This window comes from Bacillus cereus group sp. BfR-BA-01441 (genome assembly GCF_022663075.1).
Classification (GTDB): domain Bacteria; phylum Bacillota; class Bacilli; order Bacillales; family Bacillaceae_G; genus Bacillus_A; species Bacillus_A cereus.
Genome location: NZ_JAKUEU010000073.1, coordinates 1 through 25,834 on the forward strand (window position 1 = coordinate 1; position 25,834 = coordinate 25,834).

Here is a 25,834-nt window from a genome sequence, read left to right on the forward strand (position 1 = left end):
TCACCTTTTCAAACGAACTATAAAAAAAGAATCTTCGCGATAATCGCGAAGATTCTTTTTACGGTATAAGACGAGTACAATCTCTCGGAAAAGCACTCGCCTCTCGTACATTTGTTAATTCTAGTAGTTTATATACAATCCTTTCTAACCCAATTCCGAAACCTCCATGTGGTGGACAACCATATCGGAATGTATTTAAATAAGATTGAAATTTCTCTGGATGTAATCCTTTTTCTTTAAACGAAGCGAGTAACAATTCATAATTATGAATTCGCTGTGCCCCTGACGTTATTTCTAGCCCTTTATATAATAAGTCGAATGAATCAGTAATAGCTGGATTCTCTTTATTTTGCATCGTATACATCGGTCTCGCTTCTTTCGGATAATGTGTAATGAAAACAAATTCACTATTATATGTTTCCTTTACATATTTCCCTAGTAACTTTTCACCTTCTGTATCTAAATCCCCTACAGGAGATTGTTTACGATACTTACTTTTCAAAATTTCTTGTGCTTCTAACAATGTAATTTTAGGTATTTCAGTAATAACAGGTACTTCTATTTGTAATAGTTGTAGTTCTATTTCACATTTTTTCGCTACTTGTTGAAACATATATCGTAAAACATCCGTTTCTAGTTGCATCACTTCATAAAAATCATGAATAAAACCAAGTTCTACGTCTAACGATATATATTCATTCAAATGACGGGAAGAATTATGATGTTCCGCTCTATATACAGGTGCAATTTCAAAAACTCGTTCTAACCCACCTGCCACCATCATTTGCTTATAAAACTGTGGTGATTGTGCTAAATAAGCTTCTTTTTGGAAGTATGGAAGCTTAAAAACATTTGCTCCTCCTTCTGCCCCTTGCGAAACAATTTTCGGCGTAAAGATCCGTGTGAAATCGTTCTCTATAAGAAATTCACTAAAGCTCTGAACGAGTGTAGATTTCACTTTAAAAATCGCTGCGGTTCGCTCATGCCTTAATGATATTACTCGCTCATTAAGTAGTTGATCTAAGCCAACTTGTAACTTCTTTTTATTTATTTCAAATGGAAGTGGCTCTGCACCGTTTATTACTTTCACTTCATGAGCAAGTACTTCAACACCCAATTCTGTTTTCGATGTCTCAACTATTTCACCAATTACGTGGACGACACTTTCTACATCAACTTTATATCCAGCCAATTCATTTTCTAATACACATTGAATTACTCCTGTTCTGTCCCGTAATAATAAAAAACTAACATTTCCAAGATGTCGAATCTTTTTTACCCATCCTTGAAGTAATACAACCTTTCCACTTTGCTTTTTACATTCTTTTGTGAGTGAACGCTTCATTATTGAATCCATTATTTTTCCCTCCAGTAATTTTATATTTATTTACGTTATTGTTGTCATCGTCATCATCCACGGTCACTCACCCCCTTTCAAAGAATACAAAAATCCGCCCCTATAAATAGGGACGGATTTTTTCCGCGGTACCACCCAAATTGTCATATTGACCATCTTAGCCCTGATAACGGTAGGTACCGTTTGCTTTTACTAATAATCACGTTCAAAGCAACACTCACAGGTGTCTTTCCATCATGCGGTATCGCAACCTTCCCAGCAATCGGCTGCTCTCTGTAGACCTTTGCACCATGTACTTTTCCTGATCATCACTTTTTATATTTACAGAGTATTCTAACTCCTCACCTTATAAAACGCAAGCTTTTTTTGAAATATTCTGGTTTTATAACTCCTAACTTCTTCTAAATTGTGAAAAGTTAATTTTGTAATACATATTCTTATGTATTAAATCCAAAATTACACCTCTAACATTTTTCCATTTTTTACATAAAACCCAATTCATTTACGCATATTAATAAAAAATTTTAAAGCGAGGTGTGTATATGCAAAAAGCAATTAGTTTCTTTCTCCTATTGTTTTGCCTAATTGTAGTAAACGAAACATACGCCTATTCACCAAAATCTTTACCAATCTCTCAAAACTCTGATCAATGGCAAGTGAATATTGATAAACCGAAAAAAACAAACAAGAATATGCTTCAAGCTAAAAAAGATGAATTTCAAACATATCATTTTTCAGTAAAGAATGTTGGGAATAGTGAGGTATATAACGTAAACGTCGAAGTATTCCGCAACGAACCAAATAAGAAAACGAAATATGAACTCTTTTCCCTAAAGGAAAGTCGTTTAGCAAGTGGAAAAACTGGATTTGAACACGCTAATTTACCTGTTGCTACAAAAGCAGATGAAGTTGATGTTATTATTACATGGCAAGAACACCCATTCCGATCGATGCGAAATGGTCAAAAAGTTGAATCTAGAAAATTTAAAGAGCATTTTGTTTTTAAAGAATCCAAAAAGTAAATGGGATACGGATATATTCACACTATCATTGATATAGCTTTATTTACTAGTACCAGTTCTTAAGCAAATTAAAAAGTCGTGGCTTATAATGCCACGACTTTTTATATTAATTCGTACTAATGCCTCTCGCTGCCCAAATGCGATCGATATCAGCAGCATGTTGTCCGCCATATAAAAGAGCATCCGCTTGCTTAATCGCTTTCGCTCCATCACTGAATTTAGAGTTTGGTGTTAATGACCAGTGTGATTGTAAAATGATTTTTGTTGCTACATCACGACCAAAAGCTTGTGCCATTTCGTATTGGCCTTGAGCCCAAATTTCACCATCATCATGCACTTCATTCGTTATATCTTTCGGATATACTTTATTCGTATCTAATCGGCGTAAGCATGTTGGATCTGAACTAGAATAAGCTGTCGCATCCCATTCTCCAACACATGCTTTACCATATCCAGTAGTCGATACTGCATCTTCATATGTAGCACCTAGGAAGTCGCCAAATCCTTCTCCCATCGCTCCACCTTCTGCTGAACTACCAAAGCCAGGAACTTGGTTATCTTGAATCGAATGCCCATATTCATGTGCGATAATACCAGCATCTTCTGCATCATCAACACCGCCAGTACCGAAAGTCAAAGCTTTTGTTGATGGAGAATAGAATGAGTTATCATCAGTTGTACCATTAACATTCACTTTTATCGAACGGTTATTAATATTTTTAAAACCTAGACTTTGAATGTAACGTTGCAATGTGTCAATATGATAGTACGACATAACATCTTCAAAGCTATCATTTGCGCGTGTATAGTTAAATTGTAAATTCGTAGATTTTGTTTTCGCTTTTGAAGAAATCGTTACATATTCTCCAATTAAAAATCCTGTTCCATCTAAACCTTTTAACGTAACAGTTTTCAGTTGGTTCGTTAGAGCTGTTGAATCTGCATCGTTATTATCTTTTAAGCCTACTTTACTACCGCTAGATACGACTGGGTTAGGTAAAAATACTTTTCCTGACCCTTCAGCTTTTCGGTTTATATCAACCTTTTTAATTAACTTTCCATTTTCTGCATCAATAAATGTTTCCCATGCACCAAATGGATTATTAGAATGGACTACAACTTTATATACTGGACGAGCAATTCCTTCTTCAACAATATATCCGAACTCTTTATCTGTAGGAGCCCATAAATTTTGCTCACTTGCTTCTCCAACATACGCCATTGATTTTTGTATTGCATCTTTTTCACTAATTTTTGTCGTTACTTCCTTCACACCTGTAACAGGCTGATAATCAGAAACAGCGAGTACTCCCTTTCCCTCTCCGTTAAGCGTAACTGTTATTTGTTTTGAAAATACAGGTGCGCCATTAACAACTTGTTGGAACCTAACATATGAAGCTACTGACGTTTCTGTTGTAGAAATATATTGCAAGTCTGAAAGATCTGTTTTCAATCCATACTGCGCAGCATTTTCTTTTAAATATTCAGTTGCTTTTTTCTGTGGCGAATAAGCTTCTAACTTTACTTGCTGTTGTTTTTCCAATGCCGAAACCGTAGAAATTGTCCCCATTACTAACGGCACAGTCATTGCCATTGCCACCATTTTTTTATTAAACATAGAACCACTCCCCCTAATAAAGTAGCTCAACCTTATCCCATTACCACTAGGCAATGATTCCCCGCAAAACGGATGGATAAAAATTGAATCTACGAGTAATTCTCTATGAACACTTCTATTACCTTTCCATTTAGGGTAAGTGAAATTTTCTCAATATTTATGTGTAAAGTGAACACAATACTTTAGAAAGAAATTTCTAAATCCATTCCTTATCCCTAAAGCTTTTTATATTACTGTTTAAAAAAATAGGCTATTTTTTACCTAACGGTAGGTTGAAAAAATCACTTGTAAATGATACGATTTAAATAACCTTTTTTTAGGAGGATCTATATGAGTAAAAGTGAAGAAACACTCTCTTCAATAATGGAAGCAAGTTATCGCCTTTTTGCTACGTACGGTATTGTTAAAACAACTTATACGATGATTGGTGAGGAGGTTGGTATCGCAAAACCATCTATATATTACTACTTTAAGTCTAAAGATGCTTTAATTGAATGTATTTTTACTGAATTATGTAAAGCTATGCAGTTCTCTTCGTATTTCCATACAGAAGAGTTTACAAAATCAAATTTTATTGAAAAATGTATTGCAATTGGCCTTAAAATAATTGATGAACAGCGAAACGACCCTTATTTTAACCGAGTGCTACAAGAATATGTATTACTATCTTCAAGAAACAAGATGTACAAAGATCGATTACTAACTGTGCAAACAGAATATTTACATGGATTTGAAGTACTCCTTACAAAAGCAAATGAACTTCAATTAATTGAAAATAAAAATCTAGTTTCAAAAGCTCATATGTTAGCATTAGTGCTTGATAATATCGGAAATTTTATGATGATTGATGCAAAGATAGATTATAAACAAATTTGGATTGAAGCTGTAAATAACATTTTTGAAAGAAGGGGTTGAAGTGAATATAAAAAAACGCATTATCGGCTTAGATTTTGCTAGAGCTTGGGCGATGTTTGGTATGCTACTTGTTAATTTCATGGTGATAACAGGTGCAGAAGGAAATGGTCCCCCTTTTTTAATAACCTTCATGTCACTATTTGAAGGTAGAGCCTCTGCTTTGTTTGTTATACTTGCTGGCATCGGTATAACTTTAATGACTAGGTCAGCCGTTGCTAGCAATGAACAAATAAAAATTTCTAATAGCCGAAAGACCATATGGAAACGATCACTTTTCTTATTTATTTTAGGATTACTACTATATGTAATGGAGTGGACTGGGGATATATTACACTACTATGGTGTTTACCTTTTCGTTGCTGCATTACTCATGACAGTACGCAAAAAACTATTACTTTTTCTTTCTATCATTATTTTATTGTTCGCACAATCTCTTCAGCTTACTTTCAATACTTTCGAGGGTTGGGTAGGTCCAACTCCATTTATAAATTATGTAGACTTCTGGACAATAAAGGGTTTTCTTCGCAACTTATTCTTTAATGGCTATCACCCTATTTTCCCTTGGTTCTCGTTCTTCTTAATCGGTATGTTAATTGGCAGGTTAGATCTTCATAATAAAAAAATAAAAAAAAGATTACTCTTACTCGGTATTACAATCACAATATTGACAGAACTTTTATCAAAAGGACTTACACACTTTTTTATTCCATACATCGGCAGAGAGGCCGCCACATTTTTATTTAATACAGGACCCATCTTACCAAATGTATTATATATTTTATCTGCTACAGGATCCTCTATTGCTATATTAATCATTTGCCTCTATATCGCTGAAAAATATAGAAATAATTGGTTTGTCACTTCCATTGTACAAACAGGACAATTAACATTAACTCATTATGTCAGTCATGTATTTATCGGTATTGGGACATTAATTCTATTAAATAGAATGGAAAATCAATCACTACTATTCGTTTTATTATTTGCTACTGCATTTTTCATTTTCAGCATTTTAATTAGTGTGTTATGGAGAAAGAAATTTTCTAGAGGTCCTATCGAATGGATTATGAGGAAATTAGCCGGATAAATTTCCATCATACAAAAAGGAAGTTGGAATCATTCCAACTTCCTTCTCCTTTAATGAGCCGCGCTTAATTTAATTCGAACTTTCGTTTCACCTAAAGAAAGTTCATCGTCTTCGTTCGTTAAGTGACCAAATGTAAATTGTTTAACGAGTAAGTTTTCTTCCAATAAATCTTTATGGTTCGTTAACGTTCGCTGTAGCTCTACTTCTGTATCAAGAATAACATCCACTCGTAAATTAACTGGTAAATTCAACTGTTTACGATATTCTTGAACCGCACGAATGAATTCACGCGCTACTCCTTCTTGCAACAATTCTTCCGTTACATTCGTATCTAACATAACCGTATATTGTCCGTTAGTCGTATTAGAGAATCCTGATTTTGCAACTTTCTCAACTAACACATCTTCAGCAGTTACAACTACTTCTTCTCCTGGTGTTGCTTCGTAAACTGCTCTTCCTGTTGATACAAAGTTTTGTACTTCTTCTTGTGATAATTGTTTTAGCCAACCATTCACTGCATTCACATTTTTACCGAATTTCGGCCCCGCTGTTTTAAAATTAAGCTTCAATTGATATGATGTGTATTTTGTTTCATCGAGTTCAACATGGAATGCTTTTACATTTAACTCATCCATAACGATATCACGATAAGATTCCCAATCCATATCATTCTCGTTATGCTCAAGTAATACAAGTTCTGCTAGCGGCTGTTTTACTTTTAAAGAATGCTGATTACGGTTACTTCTTCCAAGTTCAACAACTTGTAAAACAGCATCCATTTCCGCTTCTAATTTTGGTTGAAGTAGTGATTCATTTACAACTGGATAATCGGCTAAATGAACGCTGCTTCCTTCTAAATTTAGATGAATGTCTTCCGCGACAAACGGTGTAAATGGTGCAATTAATTTACTAATTGTTACAAGCACTTCATGAAGTGTCTCATACGCAGCTGCTTTCTCAGCGTTCATACCAGATTCCCAGAAACGATTACGTGAGCGTCTTACATACCAGTTACTCACTTCATCTACAAGTGCTGCAATTTCACGAGCTGCATTCGTAAATTGATAATCATCAAGTGCAGTTCTCACTTTTTTCGTTGTACTATGCAATCTTGATAATACCCATTCGTCTAATTTTGTAAGCTTTACATCATACGTTTCTTTCGGATTATACTCATCTAAATTTGCATATAAAACGTAGAAGCTATACACATTGACTAATGTATCTACAAATTTAGATTTCGCTTCCAGTACTGTTCTTTCAGAAAAACGCTTCGCATTCCACGGGGCACTATCAACAAGTAAAGCCCATCTTAGCGCATCTGCACCAAATTTATCTACTAAATCAACTGGATCTAGTGCATTTCCTTTGCTTTTAGACATTTTCTGCCCTTCTTCATCTAAAACATGCCCTAGTGATAACACTCGTTTATACGGTACTTTTCCTGTATATAGTGCTGATACTGCTAATAAACTATAAAACCAGCCGCGTGTTTGATCAATTCCTTCTGCAATAACATCCGCTGGAAACTGCTCTTCAAATAACTCTTTATTTTCAAATGGGTAATGATATTGTGCAAATGGCATAGAACCACTATCAAACCAAACATCAATCACTTCTGGTGTACGATTCATTGTGCCTCCGCATTTCCCGCAGCAGACTTGCACTTCATCTACATAAGGCTTATGCAATTCCAAATCTTCTGGTGTTTCTTTCGTACTATGCTTTCTTAATTCGGCAATGCTTTTCGGTGCGAACTGATGATCACAACTTTCACATTCCCATACATTCAATGGCGTTCCCCAATATCTATTTCGGCTAATATTCCAATCTACCATATTTTCTAAAAACTTACCAAAACGTCCATGTTTCATATGATCCGGATACCAATTAACAGAATCATTATTTTGTAAAAATGTATCTTTAATTGCAGTTGTTCGGATTAACCAACTTTCTCCTGCATAATAAAGTAGTGGTGAATCACAACGCCAGCAATGCGGATAGCTATGTTCATATTTTTCTTTATGATACAGTAAACCTTCCTTCGCTAAATAACGAACGATATCCACGTCACAATCTTTTACAAATTTCCCTTTCAAAAATGGTACTGCCTCTGTATACTCACCTTTTTCATCTACAACGTGCAAGAATGACAATCCTTCACTTTGAACAACTCTATAATCGTCCTCTCCATATGCTGGAGCAATATGAACAAGTCCTGTACCACTATCTCCCGTTACAAAATCTGCTGCAATAACGCGGTAACCATTTGTAACTTCTTTCATCGGAAATGGCGCTGTATAAGATGTGTTTAATAATTCTTCGCCTTTATGAACAGATAATACTTCATAATTCTCTTTTAATACTTCTTGTACACGTTCTTTCGCAACAATGTATACATGACTTTCTTGTTTTGCTTTAACGTATTCCATATTTGGATGGACAGCAAGCGCAACGTTTGCTGGAAGTGTCCAAGGTGTCGTTGTCCAACCTAAGAAATACTCATTTTCACTATCTTTCACTTTAAACTTCACAGTTGCACTTAAATCTTTTACTGTTTTATACCCTTGTGCAACCTCATGTGAGCTCAATGAGGTTTGGCAGCTTGGGCAGTATGGTGAAACTCTATGTCCTTTATATAACAATCCTTTTTCATGGATTGTCCCCAAAATATGCCATACACTTTCAATATATGGATTCTTTAAAGTTACATATGGATCATCCATATCTACCCAATAACCAATACTTTCAGTGAATTCACGCCACTGCTTCTCATATGTGAAAACACTCTCTTTACACTTTTGAATAAATGGTTCAATACCATATTCTTCGATCTCATGTTTACCAGAAATACCAAGTTGCTTCTCAACGCCTAATTCTACAGGTAAACCATGTGTATCCCATCCCGCTTTTCTTAACACTTTATAACCAGCCATCGTTTTATATCTTGCTACTAAATCTTTAATTGTTCGTCCAAGTGCATGACCTACATGCGGTAGTCCGTTCGCCGTTGGTGGTCCTTCATAAAATACGAAAGACTGTGCGCCTTCTCGATTCTGAATTGATTGTTCGAAAATATTTTGTTCGTTCCACTGTTTGCGAATTCGCATTTCTCTTCCTACAGCTGATTCTTTTACATCTACTTTTTCCATATACAATCACTCCTTTGAATATTTTAAAGCACACAAAAAACCCGTCCCTATAAAGTAGGGACGGGTTTACCCGCGATACCACCCTAATTCTATTAGCTTTTTCACTAATAGCACTTAGCAACGTACTATCATACGTGTTCTTTGTAACGGTAGACATCCGTCCGGGCTTACTTACTTTCAGCCTCGGCTCCTCGGAGATGATTTTCAAATAACGTCTGCACACCGGCTTTCAGCAATATACCGGCTCTCTGGAGAACAGCTCACTATTTTACTCTTTCTCGTCTTCAGATTTGTATACTTTGTTAAAAGTTATTTTATGCCATTTAGCAACTAATTGTCAACTAATTCAAAATATATCCTTATCTTTTTTCCCTATTCTTATACAATTACTTTTCAAATTCTCGCAATGCTGCTAAATTTTCATCATCCTCAATAAGTTCAGTAAAGAATCCCGATTCATCCTCACGAAGGACAAATTCAAGCTCTTCCTTCGCCTCTTCATTTCTATTTAACTGCGCTAAATAACAAGCACGATCATATCTTGCTAACAAATCACTCGCGTCAATTATTAATACTTCATTTGTTATTTTTTCTGCCTGTATCGTTTGGCCGGCACCATGATATGAAGATGCTAAAGAAAGAAGAATTGCTGTTTCATTTGGATGATGTATAGAAGCATTTTCTAATACATGAATTGCCTCTTCAAACCTTTCTTGACTTTGATATATTTCTCCTAAAGCAAGAAATGCTCTACTTACAAACGGTGTTTGCTCTGTTAATTGTAAGATAATCTTTTCTGCTTTTCTTTCTTCCCCTGCTTTAAAGAATACTTGTGCTTGCAGAAGAAGAGTATCATAATCATCTGGTAGTTCTCGAACCATTTGTTTCGTTAATTCCAAAGCATCTCTTAACATATCTTCTTCCTCGCACTCAACGAAAAGATTTACAAGTTGCTTCGCTACGTCATAATCCCATTTATTTTCTAGTGACGTGTGCAGAATCTCTATTGCTTCTTTATTCATCTCTACATTCTCATAAAATAGCGCAAATCGCTGTGCTGCCATACTATTTTTCGGATTTAACTTTAAAGAGATTTCATATAAATCAATTATCATAGTAACCATTGAAATTTCTTTCGCACGATTTTTCATACGATAAAAAGCTCTCGTAATGATAGATCGTTTTGGCTGTTCATGCAGCTGGCGTTCAATCCATATTTCCGTAACCGCAGCTGCAGCATACATGAATGCTGTACTTCTTTCTGCTTTTTTGACCTTTAACGTATGAAGAAAATCTCGTATGTTAGACAATTTTTTATGTTGCTCTACTGCTTTTACATAAACATCAAATATACGTTCATTATCAAAATCTTTTTGTATTACTTTCATTGCAACTTCAATTGCTTTTACATTTCTTTTTTTCACTAATACTTTTGCATAATGATAGAGTACTTCTATATGCTCACCATCTAATTGTAGCGCGTATTCAATCTGTGCTTGTTCTTTATCTATTTCATTCATCGCTCCGTACACATATGCAATCGCATCTAAACGCCATATTTCAGGTACTTCGTCCGCTAATTGTTCTAGTTCAATCAGTAGTTCTTCCTGAAGGTTCATTTTTACTGAAAGCTGTGCTAAATATTCCATATTAATATGCAACGGCTCTTCTTTCATCGCCTGAACCATATGACTTTGTTCTTTAGAACGGTTTTCTTCTTTTTCGTATATTTCCGCAAGCTGTAAATGTACACCTACGAAATTCCCATCAAGCTCTAAACATGTTTCATACGCTTGTTTTGCTTCCGTCAATTGCCCTAATGCCATAAGTGTTTCACCAATTCGGTAATACGGTAATGCCGTTTCCATTTGTTCTATCGCCTTATTATATCTTTTCATCGCTTGGCCGTACTGTCCAATAGATTCATATAAAATACCTGCATAACAACCGTACTCACTTACTTCATTTCTTTCTTTGTGTAACGTTCTTAAAAATGCTATACCTCGTTGTACAAATTCCGTTCCTTTAATTCGATTCACATATTCATCTAACGCACTTGCTACATTATAATCACTTTTCTTTATACCATTTTCTAACTTAGATAGTGCTACTTTAAACCCTTCTTCATTTCCACCAAGTTCAATTTCAGCATCCCATAAAACCATTCCTGCATTCATGAGGAAATCTTGGCTCTTTTCAATTTGCTTCTCAAGACCAAGAATATATTCTTTTGCTTCCTTATATTGTTCTCTTGCCATATAAACTTGTGTAAGTCCGAAGTGAGAATAAACATCCTCATCATTTTCTTCTAAAGCACGCTTATACAATACTTCTGCTTCTTCCAAGCTATCATTTTGAAAATGATAATCACCTAATTTTACGTAAAGAGGTGCTTTATCATCACAATTCTCAATACCATTTAATAAAATTTCTTTCGCACTTTCCTCATCCTTCAAATCAGATTCGTATATTTCCGAGAGTTTCGTATAAATGTAAGGTGCATTACTATCCAAATGAATCGCTACTTTAAGCCCTTTTATTGCTAAATATAATTTCCCTAGTTGATGTGCACATCTCGCTCGTTCATACCATACATGCGCTTCATATTTGTACTCTTTTAACAAGTCATTAAAGATTTCATATGCTTCTTCATATCTTTCTAAATCTATTAATATTAAACCGTGATTTGTTAAAGTGAACCTTTCAGGACTACGCTCTAACGCAACTTGAGAGTATTGCAATGCTTTTTCAGATTGATCAATATACATATAGGATAAAGCGAGAAAACTCCAAGCAATAGGCTGATCTGCGTCTAATTGTAACGATGAACGAAAGCTTGAAATCGCTTCTAGATAACTTTCCTGCTCAAAAGCATATCTTCCGTTTATTAAATGATATAAAGCACGATTATTTTTCTTCTCAACGCTTGTCAGCATTTGCTCCGCTTTCTCTACTTCTTGAAGACGAATAAAACACTGTGCACCATGCAATTTAACAAAGTCCGAGTTCGGAAACTTTTCCATTAACTTATCGATACAATATAAAATAAATTCTTTATCTACTTCAACATCTAAGTGCTTTATCGTATATAACCACGTATTTGGATTATCACTCGTTTCTTTTAAAAATTGTACTAAGTTACTAATTCCCTCTTTGTCATGTTCATCTAAATGATCCGTAAGAGAAAAAATAGATTTAAAATAACGATTTTCTTCTTCACTTAGAAACGCTAGTTGCTCCTTCTTTTCTTTCGGAACAAACGTGATTGCTAAACAGCCTGTATAACGATATTTTTCTTGTAATTTACTATATTCCACAAGAACTGGTTCTATAAAGTTTGGATCTTGAACATAGAAAGCTTGCAATGTATCATCATATCCAGATAGAACTTGTACGTGTGAAGCATGCTCAATATCTATACTTAATAAAACAGGAATTCCTTCGTCAATCAGTCTCTTATAATTCTCTTCATTCCCTTTAAAATAACGATATTCATAACCTAATTCTTCTAAATAAGAAACAGTATCTGAAAACTTCGAACCTGTCATATCAAAAATAAACTCTGCTATTTCATCTTGTGTACGTTTCTCTCCCCATATACGCAACATCATCTCTAAACTTGTCGGAACACAATAATTATCCTTTTGTACAATAGGAACTATCGGCAAGTGAACCTTTTTTCCATCCGGATTTTTTTCTAAATTATGATATAAAGATTCTTTTAAACTCTTTTCTTCTTTTAATAGTTTTTGTAAATCTGCAAATTTATTCATTTTGTACAGTGCTTCTGCACGTAAATGTACAAAGTAAGTATTATAGGCATGATATGGCAGCTGAGTATTTATGTTATCTATTACCGCTAACATCTCTTCATATTGCTCTAAATCTAATAAATACTTTATCTTCTCAAAATGAAAATATGGTACTTGTGGGAATTTTACAATTGCATCATCGATTAACTGTATCGCGCGTTTTTGTTCTCCTTTATTCGCATACAATTGTGATAATAAATAGGTAGATAACTCTTCACAATCTTCATGCTGCATGCCAGCAATAAATTGTTCTTCCGCTTTCTCCCATTCACCTGTATGCATATAAACGTAGCCCCATTTATCAAACACTGCGCGTGCACTGTACTCCTCTGCTTTTTGCATATACATTAACGCTTCTTCGTTTCGTTTCATTTCTAAAAGACATCGTACTAACGTAAAATATGTTTTCGCTAAAAAATCTGCATCTATTTCTTCTTTATTACTCTCTTCTAAAGTTTCTTTTAACAGCTGCTCTGCTTCAAGAATTTTCCGCTCATCAATTAACTCATCACAATATAAAGAGAGCGTTCTCATATTTGGGAATTTTTTATAAGCGTAACGAATGAGGAATGAACTGTATTGGTGCATAAGCCCTTCATCAGTAAGGCGAATTAATATATCGAACTCCTTATGCGAAGGAATATTGGCAAGCCAATTCTTCACATAGGATAAAGTATTCGTTTCTTTTATATATGCAATTTCATTATTTATTTCCTGTAATCCATCTACAAATCTCTTGTCTTTTAAACAAGTTTCTAATTGCTTAAAATCTAGCATGCATTCACCTCGAATTTATATTTAAACTGCTACTTGCTTAGATTTTACACACCATATAGTATGTATTCAACTAAAATCTCTTAAAATGGATGGTATTAATTAATATTATTCAAATTTATAACAAAACATAGTAAAAATGATTGTTTTTCTCTGTATTTTGTTTGATTATATAGAATAACGTAACATGTGTATCCTATCTTTTGTCAGTTAAAAACAGCACATGAAATTATATCGGCGATTTTCAAGATATATCAGCGATTATACGGTGAATATCGACTTACCAACAAAAAATGACATTTTTCTCATTCATTAAATCAGGGAACTCCTTAAATATACAAAACGGATACTCTATTTGACCCGCTATATACTGTGCAACATTTTTCTTTGAATTCAAATTAACACAACTTCTAACCTCCTGTAGAGCAAGAATATGTGGAGAAATAATTCAAATTTCCTCACAAATAACTTCTAATCTCTCCAACCAAAGACTATTATGGTTCCATATATTGAAGGTAGCAATCCTTAATAAATCACTATCTTTCAACATTCTATTTCACCAAATGTAATTTTCATATTCGGAGCATATACTAAAGAAGAATGAAGATGAAATGCCTTGAAAAATCGTAGTTCAGCTTCATATTGAGCTAGCGCATTATCATATGTTAATCCTCTGGCTATTAAACGTTCTACAAATTGTTGCTTATCACTCGGATCACCTGCAATCCCCTCTTCTTTTAATGATTGATACAAATCGTTTTTATCATTGTGATGCATATTTGAATCTAAAAAGTTCACTTTATCGCTTACTCTACATTCAATATTTTTCACACCTAATTCACTTAAATATATCGGTATTTTCATGCCTATATTGCCATCTTTACCATTTCTTTGCGTATCACTTTCAAATAATTTCTGCAAAACACCTAGCTGAATAAATTCCGATTGTTTCTCCCCATCTAGTAAATAAGAAGCCATATTAGAAATCCAATGTGGTTCAAAACAGATTATTTTTCCACCCTTTTTAACTGAATGTATCATTTTTTGTAGCATTGTTTCTGGAGTAGTCATATGTAATAAGAAAGCATGACAGATTGCTATATCGTATTTATCGTTCAGTTCAATTTCTGTAGCATCTCCTTCAAGAAATTCTGAATCATACGGAAGTAAACGAAACAACTCTCTGGCTTCAGCTAATAATGTTTCTCCACTATCAATACCTGTATACTTTGAACCTTCTGGGAGTAATGGCATTAATACTAACCCTAAATAACCATATCCACAACCGTAATCAACCATATGTACAGGCTTAGTAATCTTCCAAACTGTATTTACTAAAAAGCTTACATAATCGTCGTTGTAATATAAATCTCTCGTGTTTTTTAAATATGTTAGTTTATTGTTCCAATCATACGTTTCCAACATCTAACGCCTCCTTTTATATACAAAACTAAAGTTCTCTATATAATAGCCGTATTCCTACACTTTTCTTAAAATTTCAAAGCAAAAAAGCTAGTGTATTTTTAATAATACACTAGCTTTTTATTTGGAAGAAAAATTTAACAAGTACAATCACAATCAAAACAATCCGTACAGTCTAAATCGTCACAATCTGCTTTTCTCTTTCTTTTGTTTCTTTTAAGATAATAATACAGTAGCCCAAACAATAGTATACAAATAACAAAAGCTATTATTGCTTCTGTATACTTATTTTGAGTCATAAAACCAATTCCACTTCCGCCTGAAATAAAAATTAGAATTAAGTAAATCCAGAACATCTATGTAAATACCTCCATTACTATATATCTTAAGATAATATCCATATAACACTAGAGGAAATGAATAATCCCATACCATTACCGCTTAATACACCAGTAGTTATTCTTAGCAAATTTGAGCTACTTCTCCATTTCCACTTTTGAGTGAACCCATCGATAAGTAACGGAATTTGAGCGAAAAATGATAGTATGATTGCCAAAAGAAATGAAGGTGTCATATAAAAATAAATTGGAAACATTAAAATACCAATAAGCATGCCTGTACAACGCGCACATAAAGGTATGTACTTTTGTAGTTTAAAAAAACTCCTATCTAATCTTCTATGACAAGGAATTTGTAAAATAAAAGTTCGAATCAATATGACTCCCCCTCTCTAAAAAGATTTTAATTAATTTTGCAAAAAAAATATATATCCAATAAAAAAACAAACCAGGTTTATACTAGACCCAGTTTGTCAGTTTACTACTATGTTACATCTCCTCAGGTGCCTCCACCCCAAGTAAACGTAATCCTTCTTTTAATACAACCGTCACAGCATAAACCAATGCGAGTCTGCTATCTTTTTCTTTGCTCTCTTCTAATATACGAACATTACCGTAATATTTATTGAATGATTGTGCTACATCTAATATATATTTTGAAATAATCGATGGCTCATTTTTATTGAAAGCTGCTCCAATTATTTGCGGGAATTTATTTAGTAATTTTACGACACTCCAGCTATGATCGTCTTTTAAAGCAAATGTACATGTTTCAAATTCTACACTTTCTTTTCTTAAAATAGAACAAGCACGTGCATGTGTGTACTGTACGTACGGGCCTGTTTCTCCTTCAAATTTCAGCATGTTTTCTAATGAGAATTCAATATTGTGCATACGCTCATTTTTTAAATCGTGGAAGATGACTGCACCAACACCGACTTGCTTTGCTACTACTTCTTTTTGTTTTAAGTTTGGATTTTTCTCTTCAATATTTTGTTTTGCAAGTTCGATTGCTTCTTCGAGTACTTCTTCAAGTAAAATAACTCTTCCTTTACGTGTCGACATTTTCTTACCATCTTTTAAAATGAAGCCAAACGGTACGTGTTCCATACCATCAACCCAAGTATAGCCAAGTTTTTTTAATACGGTGAAAAATTGATTGAAATGTAAACTTTGTTCTGGACCAACAACATATAGCGCTTTATCAAACCCATAAGTGTTTTGACGATATAAAGCTGCCGTTAAGTCACGCGTTGCATAAATCGTCGCACCATCTGATTTTCTAATTAAGCAAGGCGGCATTCCTTCTTCTTCTAAATTAACGACTAATGCACCTTCTGATTCTTCAAGCAACTCATGTTCTTCTAAAATCCCAATAAAATCTTCCATTAAATTATTATAAAATGCTTCTCCCTGAAAATTAGTAAATTCTACGCCGAGAAGTTCATAAATGCGAGAAAATTCTTTAAGGGACTCATGACGGAACCAATTCCAAAGTTCTACCGCTTCTTCATCACCTTCTTCTAGTTTCTTAAACCAAGCACGTCCTTCTTCTTCTAGTTCTTCGTCGTCTTTTACCTCTTCATGGAATTGGACATATAACTTAAATAGCTCACGTATTGGATCTTCTTTAACTACTGCTTCATTTCCCCATTTTTTATAAGCCGTAATTAACTTTCCAAACTGTGTTCCCCAATCTCCTATATAATTAATCCCTACAACTTCATAGCCACATTTTTCAGCGATATGTTTCAGCGAATTTCCTATCATTGTAGAACGTAAATGCCCCATCGAAAAAGGTTTCGCGATATTAGGAGAGGAATAATCAATTACTACTGTTTTTTCACAGCCAAAGTGGTTTTGACCGAACTCTTCTTTCTCCGCTAAAACTGTTTTTAATACTGCATCACTTACAGTTTCACGATTGAAAAATACATTTACATAAGGACCAACGGCTTCTACTTTCGTAAAAAACGGATCATTGAATTTCTCAGCAACTTCCTTTGCGATAAGAGCTGGTGCTTTTTTATATTGCTTCGCTAATGAAAAGCATGGGAACGCTGCATCTCCAAATTCATCTTGTTTCGGTGTTTCAATTAAATCTAAAATTTGTTTTTGCGTTAATTCATTCGTGAAAATATTGGATAAACTTTCCGCAAACTGCATTTTATAATCCATGATACAACCTCCTTATTTTTTAAAACACAAAAAACTCGTCTCTAAAAAAGAGACGAGTTTTAACCCGTGGTACCACCCTTGTTGTTCGTTACGAACCACTTTCCCGTTTATAACGAGGACAGGGGGCCTCGGCTTTCTCTACTATTCGTTCAAGAAGCATCTCCGAAGTGCGCTTCATCTTTTTCTTCCGTACTAGGCTCACACCATCCCTAGCTCGCTTTCCTTCTAAAAAAGACTACTCTCTTCATCACAGACAGTATATTTAATTAATTATTGCTTATTATACATCTTTTCAAACAATTAGCAAGGGTCAATTACACCAAAGTGAAACTTAGCACTTTTTCTTTTGTATACATAAAAATTGTGTTTTTCAAATCTAGAACTACGAAAATGATCTTTTAAAACGACACGTTTTCTCGCCACTCGTTTTGCCTCCGCAATTGTTTCGTCAGTAATATCATGATACAAAGCGAAGTGTTTTAATCCTTTAATTCCATCGGATTCTATGACAGTTTCTTCAAACATCGGATCAAGGTAAACGACATCGTAACTATTGTCTTCACATTGCGCTAAAAATGAAAAATGCTCCGTTTGCTTTACTTGGATTCTTTGCATTGCTTCATCAATTTCAGAAACGGATGAAGACCATGTTTTCAAACCATTTTCCATAATATAAGCCATATACTCATTGCCTTCAAGTCCTGTTACTTTTCCGCTTTCCCCAACAACATAACTAGCTACAATACTATCTGATGCCATCCCGAGCGTACAATCTAACACTGTCATTCCTCTCTCTAATTGCATGGCTTGTACAAACGGATCGTGTTCTCCACGCATTAACCTTTTCACACGAAACATCGCTGAGTTCGGATGAAAGAAAAACGATTCTTCCGTACCTTTTGGATAAATAGCTAATCGGTTCTTCCCTACGACAAGCACATCTTGTTCATACTGCTCATGTAGCTTATGTACTGGTATGTCATTACGTTTAACGAAAGAAGCATTTAATTCTGCTGCTACCTCGTTTGCATAATCTGTCATTTCTTTGTTCGTTCTTCCTGCTGTTGTTACGATCATTGTTTCACCTCTATATAAAGAAAAGAGGGAGATTTACTCTCCCCCTTCTTTAGCAATTCTTTTCGAAAGCTTGTTCTAAGTTCGTAATAATTTCGTCCATAGTTGCACCTTCAATTTCATGACGGTGAATGAAGTGAACAACTTCTTTTCCTTTTAATAATGCCATAGATGGTGAAGATGGAGGAATTTCTCCGAAGTATTCACGCATTTTTGCAGTAGCATCTTTATCTTGACCTGCGAATACAGTTACAAGATGATCAGGTTGTTTTTCAGCACGAACAACCGCTTGACCTGCTGATGGACGTGCTAAACCAGCTGCACAACCACAAACAGAGTTTACAACTACTAAAGTTGTACCTGATGTATTTTCCATAAATTCTGTTACAGCTTCTTCTGTAGTTAACTCTTCAAACCCAGAACGCACTAACTCTTGGCGCATTGGGATTACCATTTGGCGCATGTATTCTTCATAAGCATTTGACATCTTGTAATCTCTCCTTCAACTTTCATTCCAAATTCATCATATCACGCTCTATTAATAGGTGCAAAAGAAAGATAACGATGATTTCATTTTTTTGTAGGGATTTCACAAACCCCACCGCGGCAATGCCCCACTGGAACAAGTTTTCTATTATTAGCGATATAATCGTATACTTTACTTCCAAAACCAAGTACGATAGATAGCTTTATAAAAGGAACTGCAAACCAATAAGATGGAACGGCCTTTGCTAATACATGTATGCTCTGAATACCGTCATACCACTTATTATTTTTTAAAATATACAATCTTTGTTCCATCTTACTTTGTAGTTCTTGAGAAAGTTCATACTTCTCAACTACATCTTCATTTCGAAATGAAACAAATTTCATCTTACCCTTTTTATCTAATTTTTTCGTACGTTCTGCAACGGCCGTACACATCGGACACCAACTATCATAGAAAACAATCATACATTATTCCCCTTTACGAGACTCCGTCATTTGTTTCCATACAGAACCTTTTGCTTCTTCTCCGCCTTCAATACGCTCTAATGCTAGACGTGCTTGCATGGCTACTTCAAACTCTGGATCATCTTGCGCTGCTTTTAATGCTGGAATCGCACTTTCATCTCCAAGTTCAAATAAGAACATCGCTGCACGCCAGCGTACTAATTTACTTGGATCTTTCAGAGATTTAATCATAACGAACATCGCTGCCGGATCACCTACATCTGATAAACAATCTCCTGCAGTACGGCGAACACTTACAGAGCGATCTAACAACGCTTTATATAATAACGGTAATACTTCATCACCTTTTACCATACCTAAATACGCTGTTGCTAAGCGGCGTATTGAAACTTTTTCATCATCTAACGCCATCTTCAACACTGGAATATCTTCTTCAGTAGGATCCATTTGTTCTAATGCTGCAAAACGGTTTTTCCAGTCAGAATCTTTCATCATCTCTTCTGTTACTTTATATGGCTCACGCTTTTGAATCGTTACTTCAACAGCACCTGCTTGATTTAATAATTCTTTAACCGTTTCATTTACACGTTCTTCTGAATAAGCAGCAACAATCTCTTCCACTACTTCTTTCCCAATTTCTTCAAAATTACCGTAACGTGTACTTTGTTCTACCCATTTACGCTCTTTTACAACGTTTGGTGCAGACATTTGTACTTTCATAATTGATTCTTTGAAACGATCTGGTAAGCCAACACGTTCTTCCGTCGTTCCATCTGTTAACTTTACTTGCATTGGAATTGTAAAGAACATTTGAACAAACACTTTCACTTCTCCAAAATGAGCAAGTTGTTGTTCTTCACTTTCTTCCAATACTTCTTCGCCGAAAACAGCACGAACTTGTTGTAATAAAACTTTCCAGTCATACTTCGCATTTCGCTCCACTGCTAAAAAGTCGGCTACATGATATACACCTTTAATGCCTTCAATTTTCAAAATTTCTTGCACTTGCATTGGTGCTTGTTCTTTATTTTCATTTGTATAATTATTACGCGCTCCTGATGGTAATACTTCATTCAAAATAACTTTCATTGTATTTGGACTTGGCGTCGGTTCAATTGCTTTAATCTTCACGTAAAAAACTCTCCTTTATTGCATGTTCTTAGCTGTATTGTAACATGTTATCACTCTATACTCCTACTCGGATGCTTAATTTTACTACTTTCTTCCCGCTACCATACTATTTCATTCTTTTTACATTTTAAATTAGGAACGGGATTTTAAAAGCTTTCGTTTCCGATGATTTTTATTTTTTATCCATTTCTTGAGGTACCACCAGTATTAAAAAAAAAAACACACGCTAAGCAAAAAAATATATTAAGCTATCCATATGGATAGCTTATTTACATAATTTTCGTTATCGGTAGCAACAAAAAGGAGGATTCCTTACTCTCAGAAGGAATCCTTTTTTTATTTTCTATCACTCGATTCATCTTTTTATACATTCCTATCCTGTGATGGGTTTTACGGTTCTCGTTTGTTACTGGATTAGCCAAAAAACGTTATAAAACTTTGTATACTCTTTACTTGTTTTTTCAAAAAAGCTGGGGTATCCCCTCTTTAAGTTTATTAAAATACTTTCCACAATTTTTTTCCGAAGCTATTACTTCAAATTACCTTTTATTACGATGCCCCCTCCCGCCTTCTCTCCAAAAAGGTAATACTCTCAATCACAACTTCAGTTCTATATATTCTCTTGCCTTGTTCATCATCGTAATTACTAGTCTGAATACGCCCTGTAATCCCAACGAGCGACCCCTTCTTACAATATTCAGTTACATTCTCAGCCGATTTGCGCCAAACGACACAATTAATAAAATCGACTTGTTGTTCACCTAAACTATTTCGAAATCCTCTATTCACCGCAATACATATTCTTGCATAAGCAACGCCTTGTTTTGTGTAGTATAATTCTGGCTCCTTTGTCAATCTACCGATTAATACAACTCGATTCATCATAAGTTATACCACCTCACATATTTTTCTTCATTGTAAGGAGAAGTATTTGAATAGTAAAAAGCACAAAATGATATATCCGTAAGTAAAAAGTATTATTTTAGACCTTACAAAACAAAAAAAGAAACCATACATAGTTCAAACATGTATGGTTTCAAAATTTATTACACTTCAGTACAAGATATGTAATATCCTCCGCGAGCCATCTTTATTTCAGCACGGTACATTACATTTTCTAAGTAAAAAGTAATCGGTTTAACTTTACTCTCAAATTTTAGTCTTTCATTGCATTCAGTTGCATATCCTTCAATCGCTGAAGTAATAACTTCAGATGATGGATACGTTAAAGCTTCATCTAGTTCTATGAAAAAACTTTTAGAAAATAGTTTTTTCATAATCCCCTTCTTCTCTTTCATCATATTCCATCTCCTTCCATTCAAGTTGATAACATCCATATTATACCATACGTTCAATATATCTTTGAAAATAAAAAAAACCTGCATTTTTCATGCAGGTTTTTTTTATTAGTCATTTTTCGTAAAGTAAGAAACGAAACGAAGAATTTCTAAGTATAACCAAACTAATGTAAGCATTAGTCCCATCGCAGTATACCACTCCATATATTTCGGAGCTTGACTACGTACACCATTTTCGATTAAATCGAAATCTAGTAATAAGTTTAATGCAGCAACTACAATAACAACTGCACTAATAATAATACCGATTGTACCACCTTGGTGAATGTATGGAACAGTTACACCAAACATATTTAGTAGAAATACGACTAAATACATAACCATAATTCCAAGTGTTGCTGCCATCACGCCTGTACGGAATTTATCCGTTACTTTTACTACGCGTGTTGCATATAACACTAACATTGCAAATAGAATTGAGATTGTTAGTAATACAGCATTTAAAACGATAGAATCGCCAAATTTCATTGTATAAACTGCTGAAATACTTCCTAACACAACCCCTTCTACCGCTGCATAGATTGGTGCACCAAAAGGTGAAATACGCGGGAAGAACATAGACGCAAATGCGATGATTGCCGCAACGATTAAAGCACCAATTAATACTGGCATCTTCATCGTCCCCTGCATCATCTGTATGTATGAATAGACAGACGTTGCAAGTAGCAAGATAAGCATAATGAACGTTTTGCCTACTGTTCCGCCAATCGTCATCGCAGAAGCACTTGCTCCCTCTTTACGGAATGCCTCTTTTTTCAACATTGGATTAGATGTTCTCATTTTTTCCCTCCTAAAATAGGTTCTACCAATAGTGTAAAGTTTTTCTCTTTACTTTTCAATATATGCAGCTTGTTTTTATTTTAATCCTTCAACGATGTCTGATAGTTCACTCCATCTTTCCATCTTTTTTTCTAGCTCTTCTTCTGTTTTCTGCTGTGCTTCAGATAATTCTTGTGCCTTTGTGAAGTCAGATCCAACTTTCGCAAGTTCTTCTCCAATTGACTCAATTTTCTCTTCAAGTTCGGCAATTGTATCTTCAATCGTTTCCCATTCACGCTGTTCATTGTATGAAAGTTTACGTTTACGTTGTTGTTTTGGAGCTTCTTCTACAACTTTTTTCTCTTTTTGAACTTCCGCTTTCTCCATAAGTTCTCTCGTCTTTTCCATTTCTAAATAATCTGTATAACTACCTAGAAACTCACGCACTTCGCCTCCGCCAGTAAAGATGAACAGTTCATCTACTACTTTATCTAAGAAGTAACGGTCATGCGATACAGTTAAAACGACACCTGGGAAATCTTCTAAATAATCTTCTAGTACTGTTAATGTTTGTGTATCTAGATCGTTCGTAGGTTCATCAAGTAAAAGTACGTTTGGTTCTCCCATTAAAATACGTAATAAATATAAACGTCTTCTTTCACCACCAGATAGTTTACCAAGTGGTGTACCATGTGAATGCGTCGGGAATAAGAAACGTTCTAACATTTGAGATGCACCAATTACTTTTCCATCTGTCGTATGAATAACTTCTGCAATCTCTTTAATGTATTCAATCATACGCTGATTTAAATTCATCTCTTCATTTTCTTGCGTATAATAAGCAACTTTTACAGTTTGTCCTACTTCCACTTCACCACTATCAGGAGATAACTTACCTGCAAGCATATTTAATAGGGAAGATTTTCCACTTCCATTCGCCCCAATAATTCCGATACGATCACCCGGTTTCACAATATGATTAAAATTATGTAATACCGTCTTATCGCCAAATTTTTTCGTTACATCTTTTAACTCAAGTACTTTCTTTCCTAGACGACTTCCGCTTAGTGCAATATCAACTGACTGTTTTGCAGCTGGTCCTTCTTGTGCCTTTAGCTCATCAAAACGCTGAATACGCGCCTTTTGTTTCGTAGAACGGGCTTTTGCACCACGACGAATCCAAGCAAGTTCACGACGATATAAATTTTGGCGTTTCGATTCTTGTGCCAATTCTTGCTCTTCACGAAGTGCTTTCGCTTCTAAAAATGTACTATAGTTTCCTTCGTAGCTATATAGTTTACCATTATCTAATTCAAAAATACGATTCGTCACACGATCTAAGAAATAACGATCATGGGTTACAAGTAATACCGAACCTGTATATCTCGCTAAATATTCTTCTAACCATTCAACTGTCTCGTGGTCAAGATGGTTCGTAGGCTCGTCTAAAATTAATAAATCTGGTGTTTCAATAAAACATTGTGCCATTGCGATACGTTTTTTCTGTCCACCAGATAAATTCCCAACAATTGCAGTGAAGTCCGTAATTCCTAATTTCGTTAAAAGAGATTTCGCATTTGCATTTGCTTCCCATGCACTCATTGCATCCATACGTTGCTGCACTGCAAATAATTGTTCCTGTACTTTTTCATTACTTGGATCTTTTTCAATATTTAATAGTGCTTTTTCATAATCACGAAGAAGACGAATTAAAGGTGTATCGCCATGGAACACTTGCTCTAATACTGTCAGTTTTTCATCAAACTCTGGTTGCTGTGATAAATAACTAATTGTATACCCTCGTGAATGCGTCATATCACCTGTATCAGGAGTTTCTAATCCCGCAATAATTTTTAATAATGTCGATTTACCTGTTCCGTTTACACCAATAATTCCGACACGTTGTCCTTCTGTAATACTACATGATAATCCATCAAATAACGGCTTTTCTCCATATGATTTTGATAAGTTCTCCACAGTTAACATTTTCATATTTGTGCATTCCACTCTTTCATAAATTGTTCAATAAACTGTTCCATATAAAGATGACGAATTTCAGCCTCTTGTTTTGCTGCATTCGTATTCATTAAATCTTTTAATTTCAAAAGTTTTTCATAAAAATGATTTAAAGATGGATCATTATTTTTTCTATACTCTTCTTTCGTCATTTCTTCACGCGGTGGAATAGTTGGGTCATACATTAATCTCCCTTTCGCCCCGCCATATGCAAATGTACGAGCAATTCCTATTGCACCAAGAGCATCTAAACGATCCGCATCTTGAACAATTTTCCCTTCAAGTGACTCTACTGTGCCGCCATGGCCACCTTTATAAGACATATTGGCGATGATATGAAGAATATGTTTACTTTCCTCTTCTTCAACACGTAGCTCTTCTAACCAATCAGAAACTTTTTTCATTCCTGCTTCTTCACTTTCATTTAGCTTTTCATCTGCCACATCGTGAAGTAATGCTGCCATTTCAATTATAAAACGATTTCCACCTTCTTGCTCAGATAAAGAAATCGCCATTTTATGTACACGTTCAATATGATACCAATCATGCCCACTCGCATCTTTTTCTAAAATATGTTTTACAAAAGTAATTGTTTTTTGAATTTTTTCTTGTTTTGTCATTTTATCTTCACCCAGTTACTTATTGTAACACGCCCGCATTTTTTCATCACATATTTTCTTGTCCGCCCATACACTAGGTGGTAGGCATCATCATGAAGGAGGAATAAACATGTTCTATAATAATCAACCGCCTTATCCAAGGCAACCATTGTATCCTCAACAACAAGAACAGAGATACACAGAACAATACGAAGAACAAGAGTTACAACAGCAAGAGCAACAATATGACGAAAACCCATATGCAACA

General features: G+C 34.8%; 20 protein-coding genes and 3 other annotated features. Of the genes, 3 read left to right on the forward strand and 17 right to left on the reverse strand.

Annotated features, from left to right (window positions below; translation table 11 throughout):
* Positions 1-58: 58 nt before the first annotated feature.
* Entirely contained in the window at positions 59-1,357 is a 1,299-nt protein-coding gene (gene aspS, locus MR107_RS23290) for an aspartate--tRNA(Asn) ligase (RefSeq protein ID WP_074553691.1), read from the reverse strand.
* 105 nt (positions 1,358-1,462) lie between these two features.
* Positions 1,463-1,675: a binding site (T-box leader), on the reverse strand.
* A gap of 224 nt (positions 1,676-1,899) precedes the next feature.
* Between aspS and MR107_RS23295 the strand changes: the two genes are divergently transcribed.
* Positions 1,900-2,379, forward strand: a complete 480-nt coding sequence (locus MR107_RS23295; RefSeq protein WP_242292772.1) for a hypothetical protein — start codon at positions 1,900-1,902, stop codon at positions 2,377-2,379.
* A 106-nt stretch (positions 2,380-2,485) separates the two neighbouring features.
* Here MR107_RS23295 and MR107_RS23300 read toward each other — a convergent pair whose 3' ends face one another.
* Complete coding sequence (locus MR107_RS23300; protein WP_000482274.1) at positions 2,486-3,997, reverse strand: M36 family metallopeptidase; 1,512 nt, start codon at positions 3,995-3,997, stop codon at positions 2,486-2,488.
* Between the two features lie 330 nt (positions 3,998-4,327).
* Between MR107_RS23300 and MR107_RS23305 the strand changes: the two genes are divergently transcribed.
* Both MR107_RS23305 and MR107_RS23310 read left to right on the forward strand, forming a co-directional pair.
* Positions 4,328-4,912: a TetR/AcrR family transcriptional regulator gene (locus MR107_RS23305; protein ID WP_000045224.1), complete on the forward strand. Its 585-nt coding sequence runs from the start codon at positions 4,328-4,330 to the stop codon at positions 4,910-4,912.
* Position 4,913: 1 nt separating this feature from the next.
* Positions 4,914-5,999 (forward strand): DUF418 domain-containing protein, encoded by a 1,086-nt coding sequence (locus tag MR107_RS23310; protein ID WP_001022158.1) that lies wholly within the window; start codon positions 4,914-4,916, stop codon positions 5,997-5,999.
* Between the two features lie 50 nt (positions 6,000-6,049).
* On the opposite strand, the gene ileS is transcribed toward MR107_RS23310, so the two are convergent.
* From ileS to MR107_RS23385, 15 genes are all read right to left on the reverse strand, one after another.
* Complete coding sequence (ileS, locus tag MR107_RS23315) at positions 6,050-9,151, reverse strand: isoleucine--tRNA ligase (protein ID WP_242292773.1); 3,102 nt, start codon at positions 9,149-9,151, stop codon at positions 6,050-6,052.
* A 53-nt stretch (positions 9,152-9,204) separates the two neighbouring features.
* Positions 9,205-9,445: a binding site (T-box leader), on the reverse strand.
* 92 nt (positions 9,446-9,537) lie between these two features.
* A complete protein-coding gene (locus MR107_RS23320; protein WP_242292774.1) occupies positions 9,538-13,740 on the reverse strand; it encodes a tetratricopeptide repeat protein in 4,203 nt (1,400 codons plus the stop codon).
* Positions 13,741-14,280: 540 nt separating this feature from the next.
* Complete coding sequence (locus MR107_RS23325; protein ID WP_242292776.1) at positions 14,281-15,159, reverse strand: class I SAM-dependent methyltransferase; 879 nt, start codon at positions 15,157-15,159, stop codon at positions 14,281-14,283.
* A gap of 137 nt (positions 15,160-15,296) precedes the next feature.
* Positions 15,297-15,515, reverse strand: coding sequence for a hypothetical protein (locus MR107_RS23330; protein WP_000498604.1), 219 nt, complete (start codon positions 15,513-15,515; stop codon positions 15,297-15,299).
* Between the two features lie 29 nt (positions 15,516-15,544).
* The gene (locus tag MR107_RS23335; RefSeq protein WP_000621475.1) at positions 15,545-15,874 is read right to left on the reverse strand and encodes a DUF2085 domain-containing protein; all 330 of its coding nucleotides are present in this window, start codon (positions 15,872-15,874) and stop codon (positions 15,545-15,547) included.
* Positions 15,875-15,986: 112 nt separating this feature from the next.
* Entirely contained in the window at positions 15,987-17,675 is a 1,689-nt protein-coding gene (gene argS / locus MR107_RS23340) for an arginine--tRNA ligase (protein WP_242292775.1), read from the reverse strand.
* A 45-nt stretch (positions 17,676-17,720) separates the two neighbouring features.
* Positions 17,721-17,935 (reverse strand) — a binding site (T-box leader).
* Positions 17,936-17,975: 40 nt separating this feature from the next.
* Entirely contained in the window at positions 17,976-18,752 is a 777-nt protein-coding gene (locus MR107_RS23345) for a class I SAM-dependent methyltransferase (protein WP_000637456.1), read from the reverse strand.
* A gap of 49 nt (positions 18,753-18,801) precedes the next feature.
* Positions 18,802-19,236, reverse strand: a complete 435-nt coding sequence (locus tag MR107_RS23350; RefSeq protein WP_000063706.1) for a BrxA/BrxB family bacilliredoxin — start codon at positions 19,234-19,236, stop codon at positions 18,802-18,804.
* Positions 19,237-19,319: 83 nt separating this feature from the next.
* Positions 19,320-19,703 (reverse strand): thiol-disulfide oxidoreductase DCC family protein, encoded by a 384-nt coding sequence (locus tag MR107_RS23355; RefSeq protein WP_060852175.1) that lies wholly within the window; start codon positions 19,701-19,703, stop codon positions 19,320-19,322.
* Positions 19,704-19,706: 3 nt separating this feature from the next.
* A complete protein-coding gene (locus MR107_RS23360) occupies positions 19,707-20,834 on the reverse strand; it encodes a conserved virulence factor C family protein (protein ID WP_000692564.1) in 1,128 nt (375 codons plus the stop codon).
* 549 nt (positions 20,835-21,383) lie between these two features.
* Entirely contained in the window at positions 21,384-21,719 is a 336-nt protein-coding gene (locus tag MR107_RS23365) for a single-stranded DNA-binding protein (RefSeq protein WP_000982013.1), read from the reverse strand.
* A gap of 161 nt (positions 21,720-21,880) precedes the next feature.
* On the reverse strand, positions 21,881-22,135 hold the full coding sequence (locus tag MR107_RS23370) for a DUF4318 domain-containing protein (protein WP_000975133.1): 255 nt from the start codon (positions 22,133-22,135) through the stop codon (positions 21,881-21,883).
* A 105-nt stretch (positions 22,136-22,240) separates the two neighbouring features.
* Positions 22,241-22,972, reverse strand: a complete 732-nt coding sequence (locus tag MR107_RS23375; protein ID WP_001260655.1) for a Bax inhibitor-1/YccA family protein — start codon at positions 22,970-22,972, stop codon at positions 22,241-22,243.
* 75 nt (positions 22,973-23,047) lie between these two features.
* Positions 23,048-24,943: an ABC-F family ATP-binding cassette domain-containing protein gene (locus tag MR107_RS23380; RefSeq protein WP_000783169.1), complete on the reverse strand. Its 1,896-nt coding sequence runs from the start codon at positions 24,941-24,943 to the stop codon at positions 23,048-23,050.
* Positions 24,940-25,587: an HD domain-containing protein gene (locus tag MR107_RS23385; protein WP_000165965.1), complete on the reverse strand. Its 648-nt coding sequence runs from the start codon at positions 25,585-25,587 to the stop codon at positions 24,940-24,942. Before MR107_RS23385 ends, MR107_RS23380 begins: the two co-directional genes overlap by 4 nt.
* Between the last annotated feature and the right edge of the window lie 247 nt (positions 25,588-25,834).

What these genes read in the sequence shown, in the direction of transcription:
- aspS (WP_074553691.1), bottom strand. Translation starts at nt 1,357, where the DNA reads ATGGATTCAATAATGAAGCGTTCACTCACAAAAGAATGTAAAAAGCAA.
- MR107_RS23295 (WP_242292772.1), top strand. Translation starts at nt 1,900, where the DNA reads ATGCAAAAAGCAATTAGTTTCTTTCTCCTATTGTTTTGCCTAATTGTA.
- MR107_RS23300 (WP_000482274.1), bottom strand. Translation starts at nt 3,997, where the DNA reads ATGTTTAATAAAAAAATGGTGGCAATGGCAATGACTGTGCCGTTAGTA.
- MR107_RS23305 (WP_000045224.1), top strand. Translation starts at nt 4,328, where the DNA reads ATGAGTAAAAGTGAAGAAACACTCTCTTCAATAATGGAAGCAAGTTAT.
- ileS (WP_242292773.1), bottom strand. Translation starts at nt 9,151, where the DNA reads ATGGAAAAAGTAGATGTAAAAGAATCAGCTGTAGGAAGAGAAATGCGA.
- MR107_RS23320 (WP_242292774.1), bottom strand. Translation starts at nt 13,740, where the DNA reads ATGCTAGATTTTAAGCAATTAGAAACTTGTTTAAAAGACAAGAGATTT.
- MR107_RS23330 (WP_000498604.1), bottom strand. Translation starts at nt 15,515, where the DNA reads ATGTTCTGGATTTACTTAATTCTAATTTTTATTTCAGGCGGAAGTGGA.
- argS (WP_242292775.1), bottom strand. Translation starts at nt 17,675, where the DNA reads ATGGATTATAAAATGCAGTTTGCGGAAAGTTTATCCAATATTTTCACG.
- MR107_RS23345 (WP_000637456.1), bottom strand. Translation starts at nt 18,752, where the DNA reads ATGATCGTAACAACAGCAGGAAGAACGAACAAAGAAATGACAGATTAT.
- MR107_RS23350 (WP_000063706.1), bottom strand. Translation starts at nt 19,236, where the DNA reads ATGTCAAATGCTTATGAAGAATACATGCGCCAAATGGTAATCCCAATG.
- MR107_RS23355 (WP_060852175.1), bottom strand. Translation starts at nt 19,703, where the DNA reads ATGATTGTTTTCTATGATAGTTGGTGTCCGATGTGTACGGCCGTTGCA.
- MR107_RS23365 (WP_000982013.1), bottom strand. Translation starts at nt 21,719, where the DNA reads ATGATGAATCGAGTTGTATTAATCGGTAGATTGACAAAGGAGCCAGAA.
- MR107_RS23370 (WP_000975133.1), bottom strand. Translation starts at nt 22,135, where the DNA reads ATGATGAAAGAGAAGAAGGGGATTATGAAAAAACTATTTTCTAAAAGT.
- MR107_RS23375 (WP_001260655.1), bottom strand. Translation starts at nt 22,972, where the DNA reads ATGAGAACATCTAATCCAATGTTGAAAAAAGAGGCATTCCGTAAAGAG.
- MR107_RS23380 (WP_000783169.1), bottom strand. Translation starts at nt 24,943, where the DNA reads ATGAAAATGTTAACTGTGGAGAACTTATCAAAATCATATGGAGAAAAG.
- MR107_RS23385 (WP_000165965.1), bottom strand. Translation starts at nt 25,587, where the DNA reads ATGACAAAACAAGAAAAAATTCAAAAAACAATTACTTTTGTAAAACAT.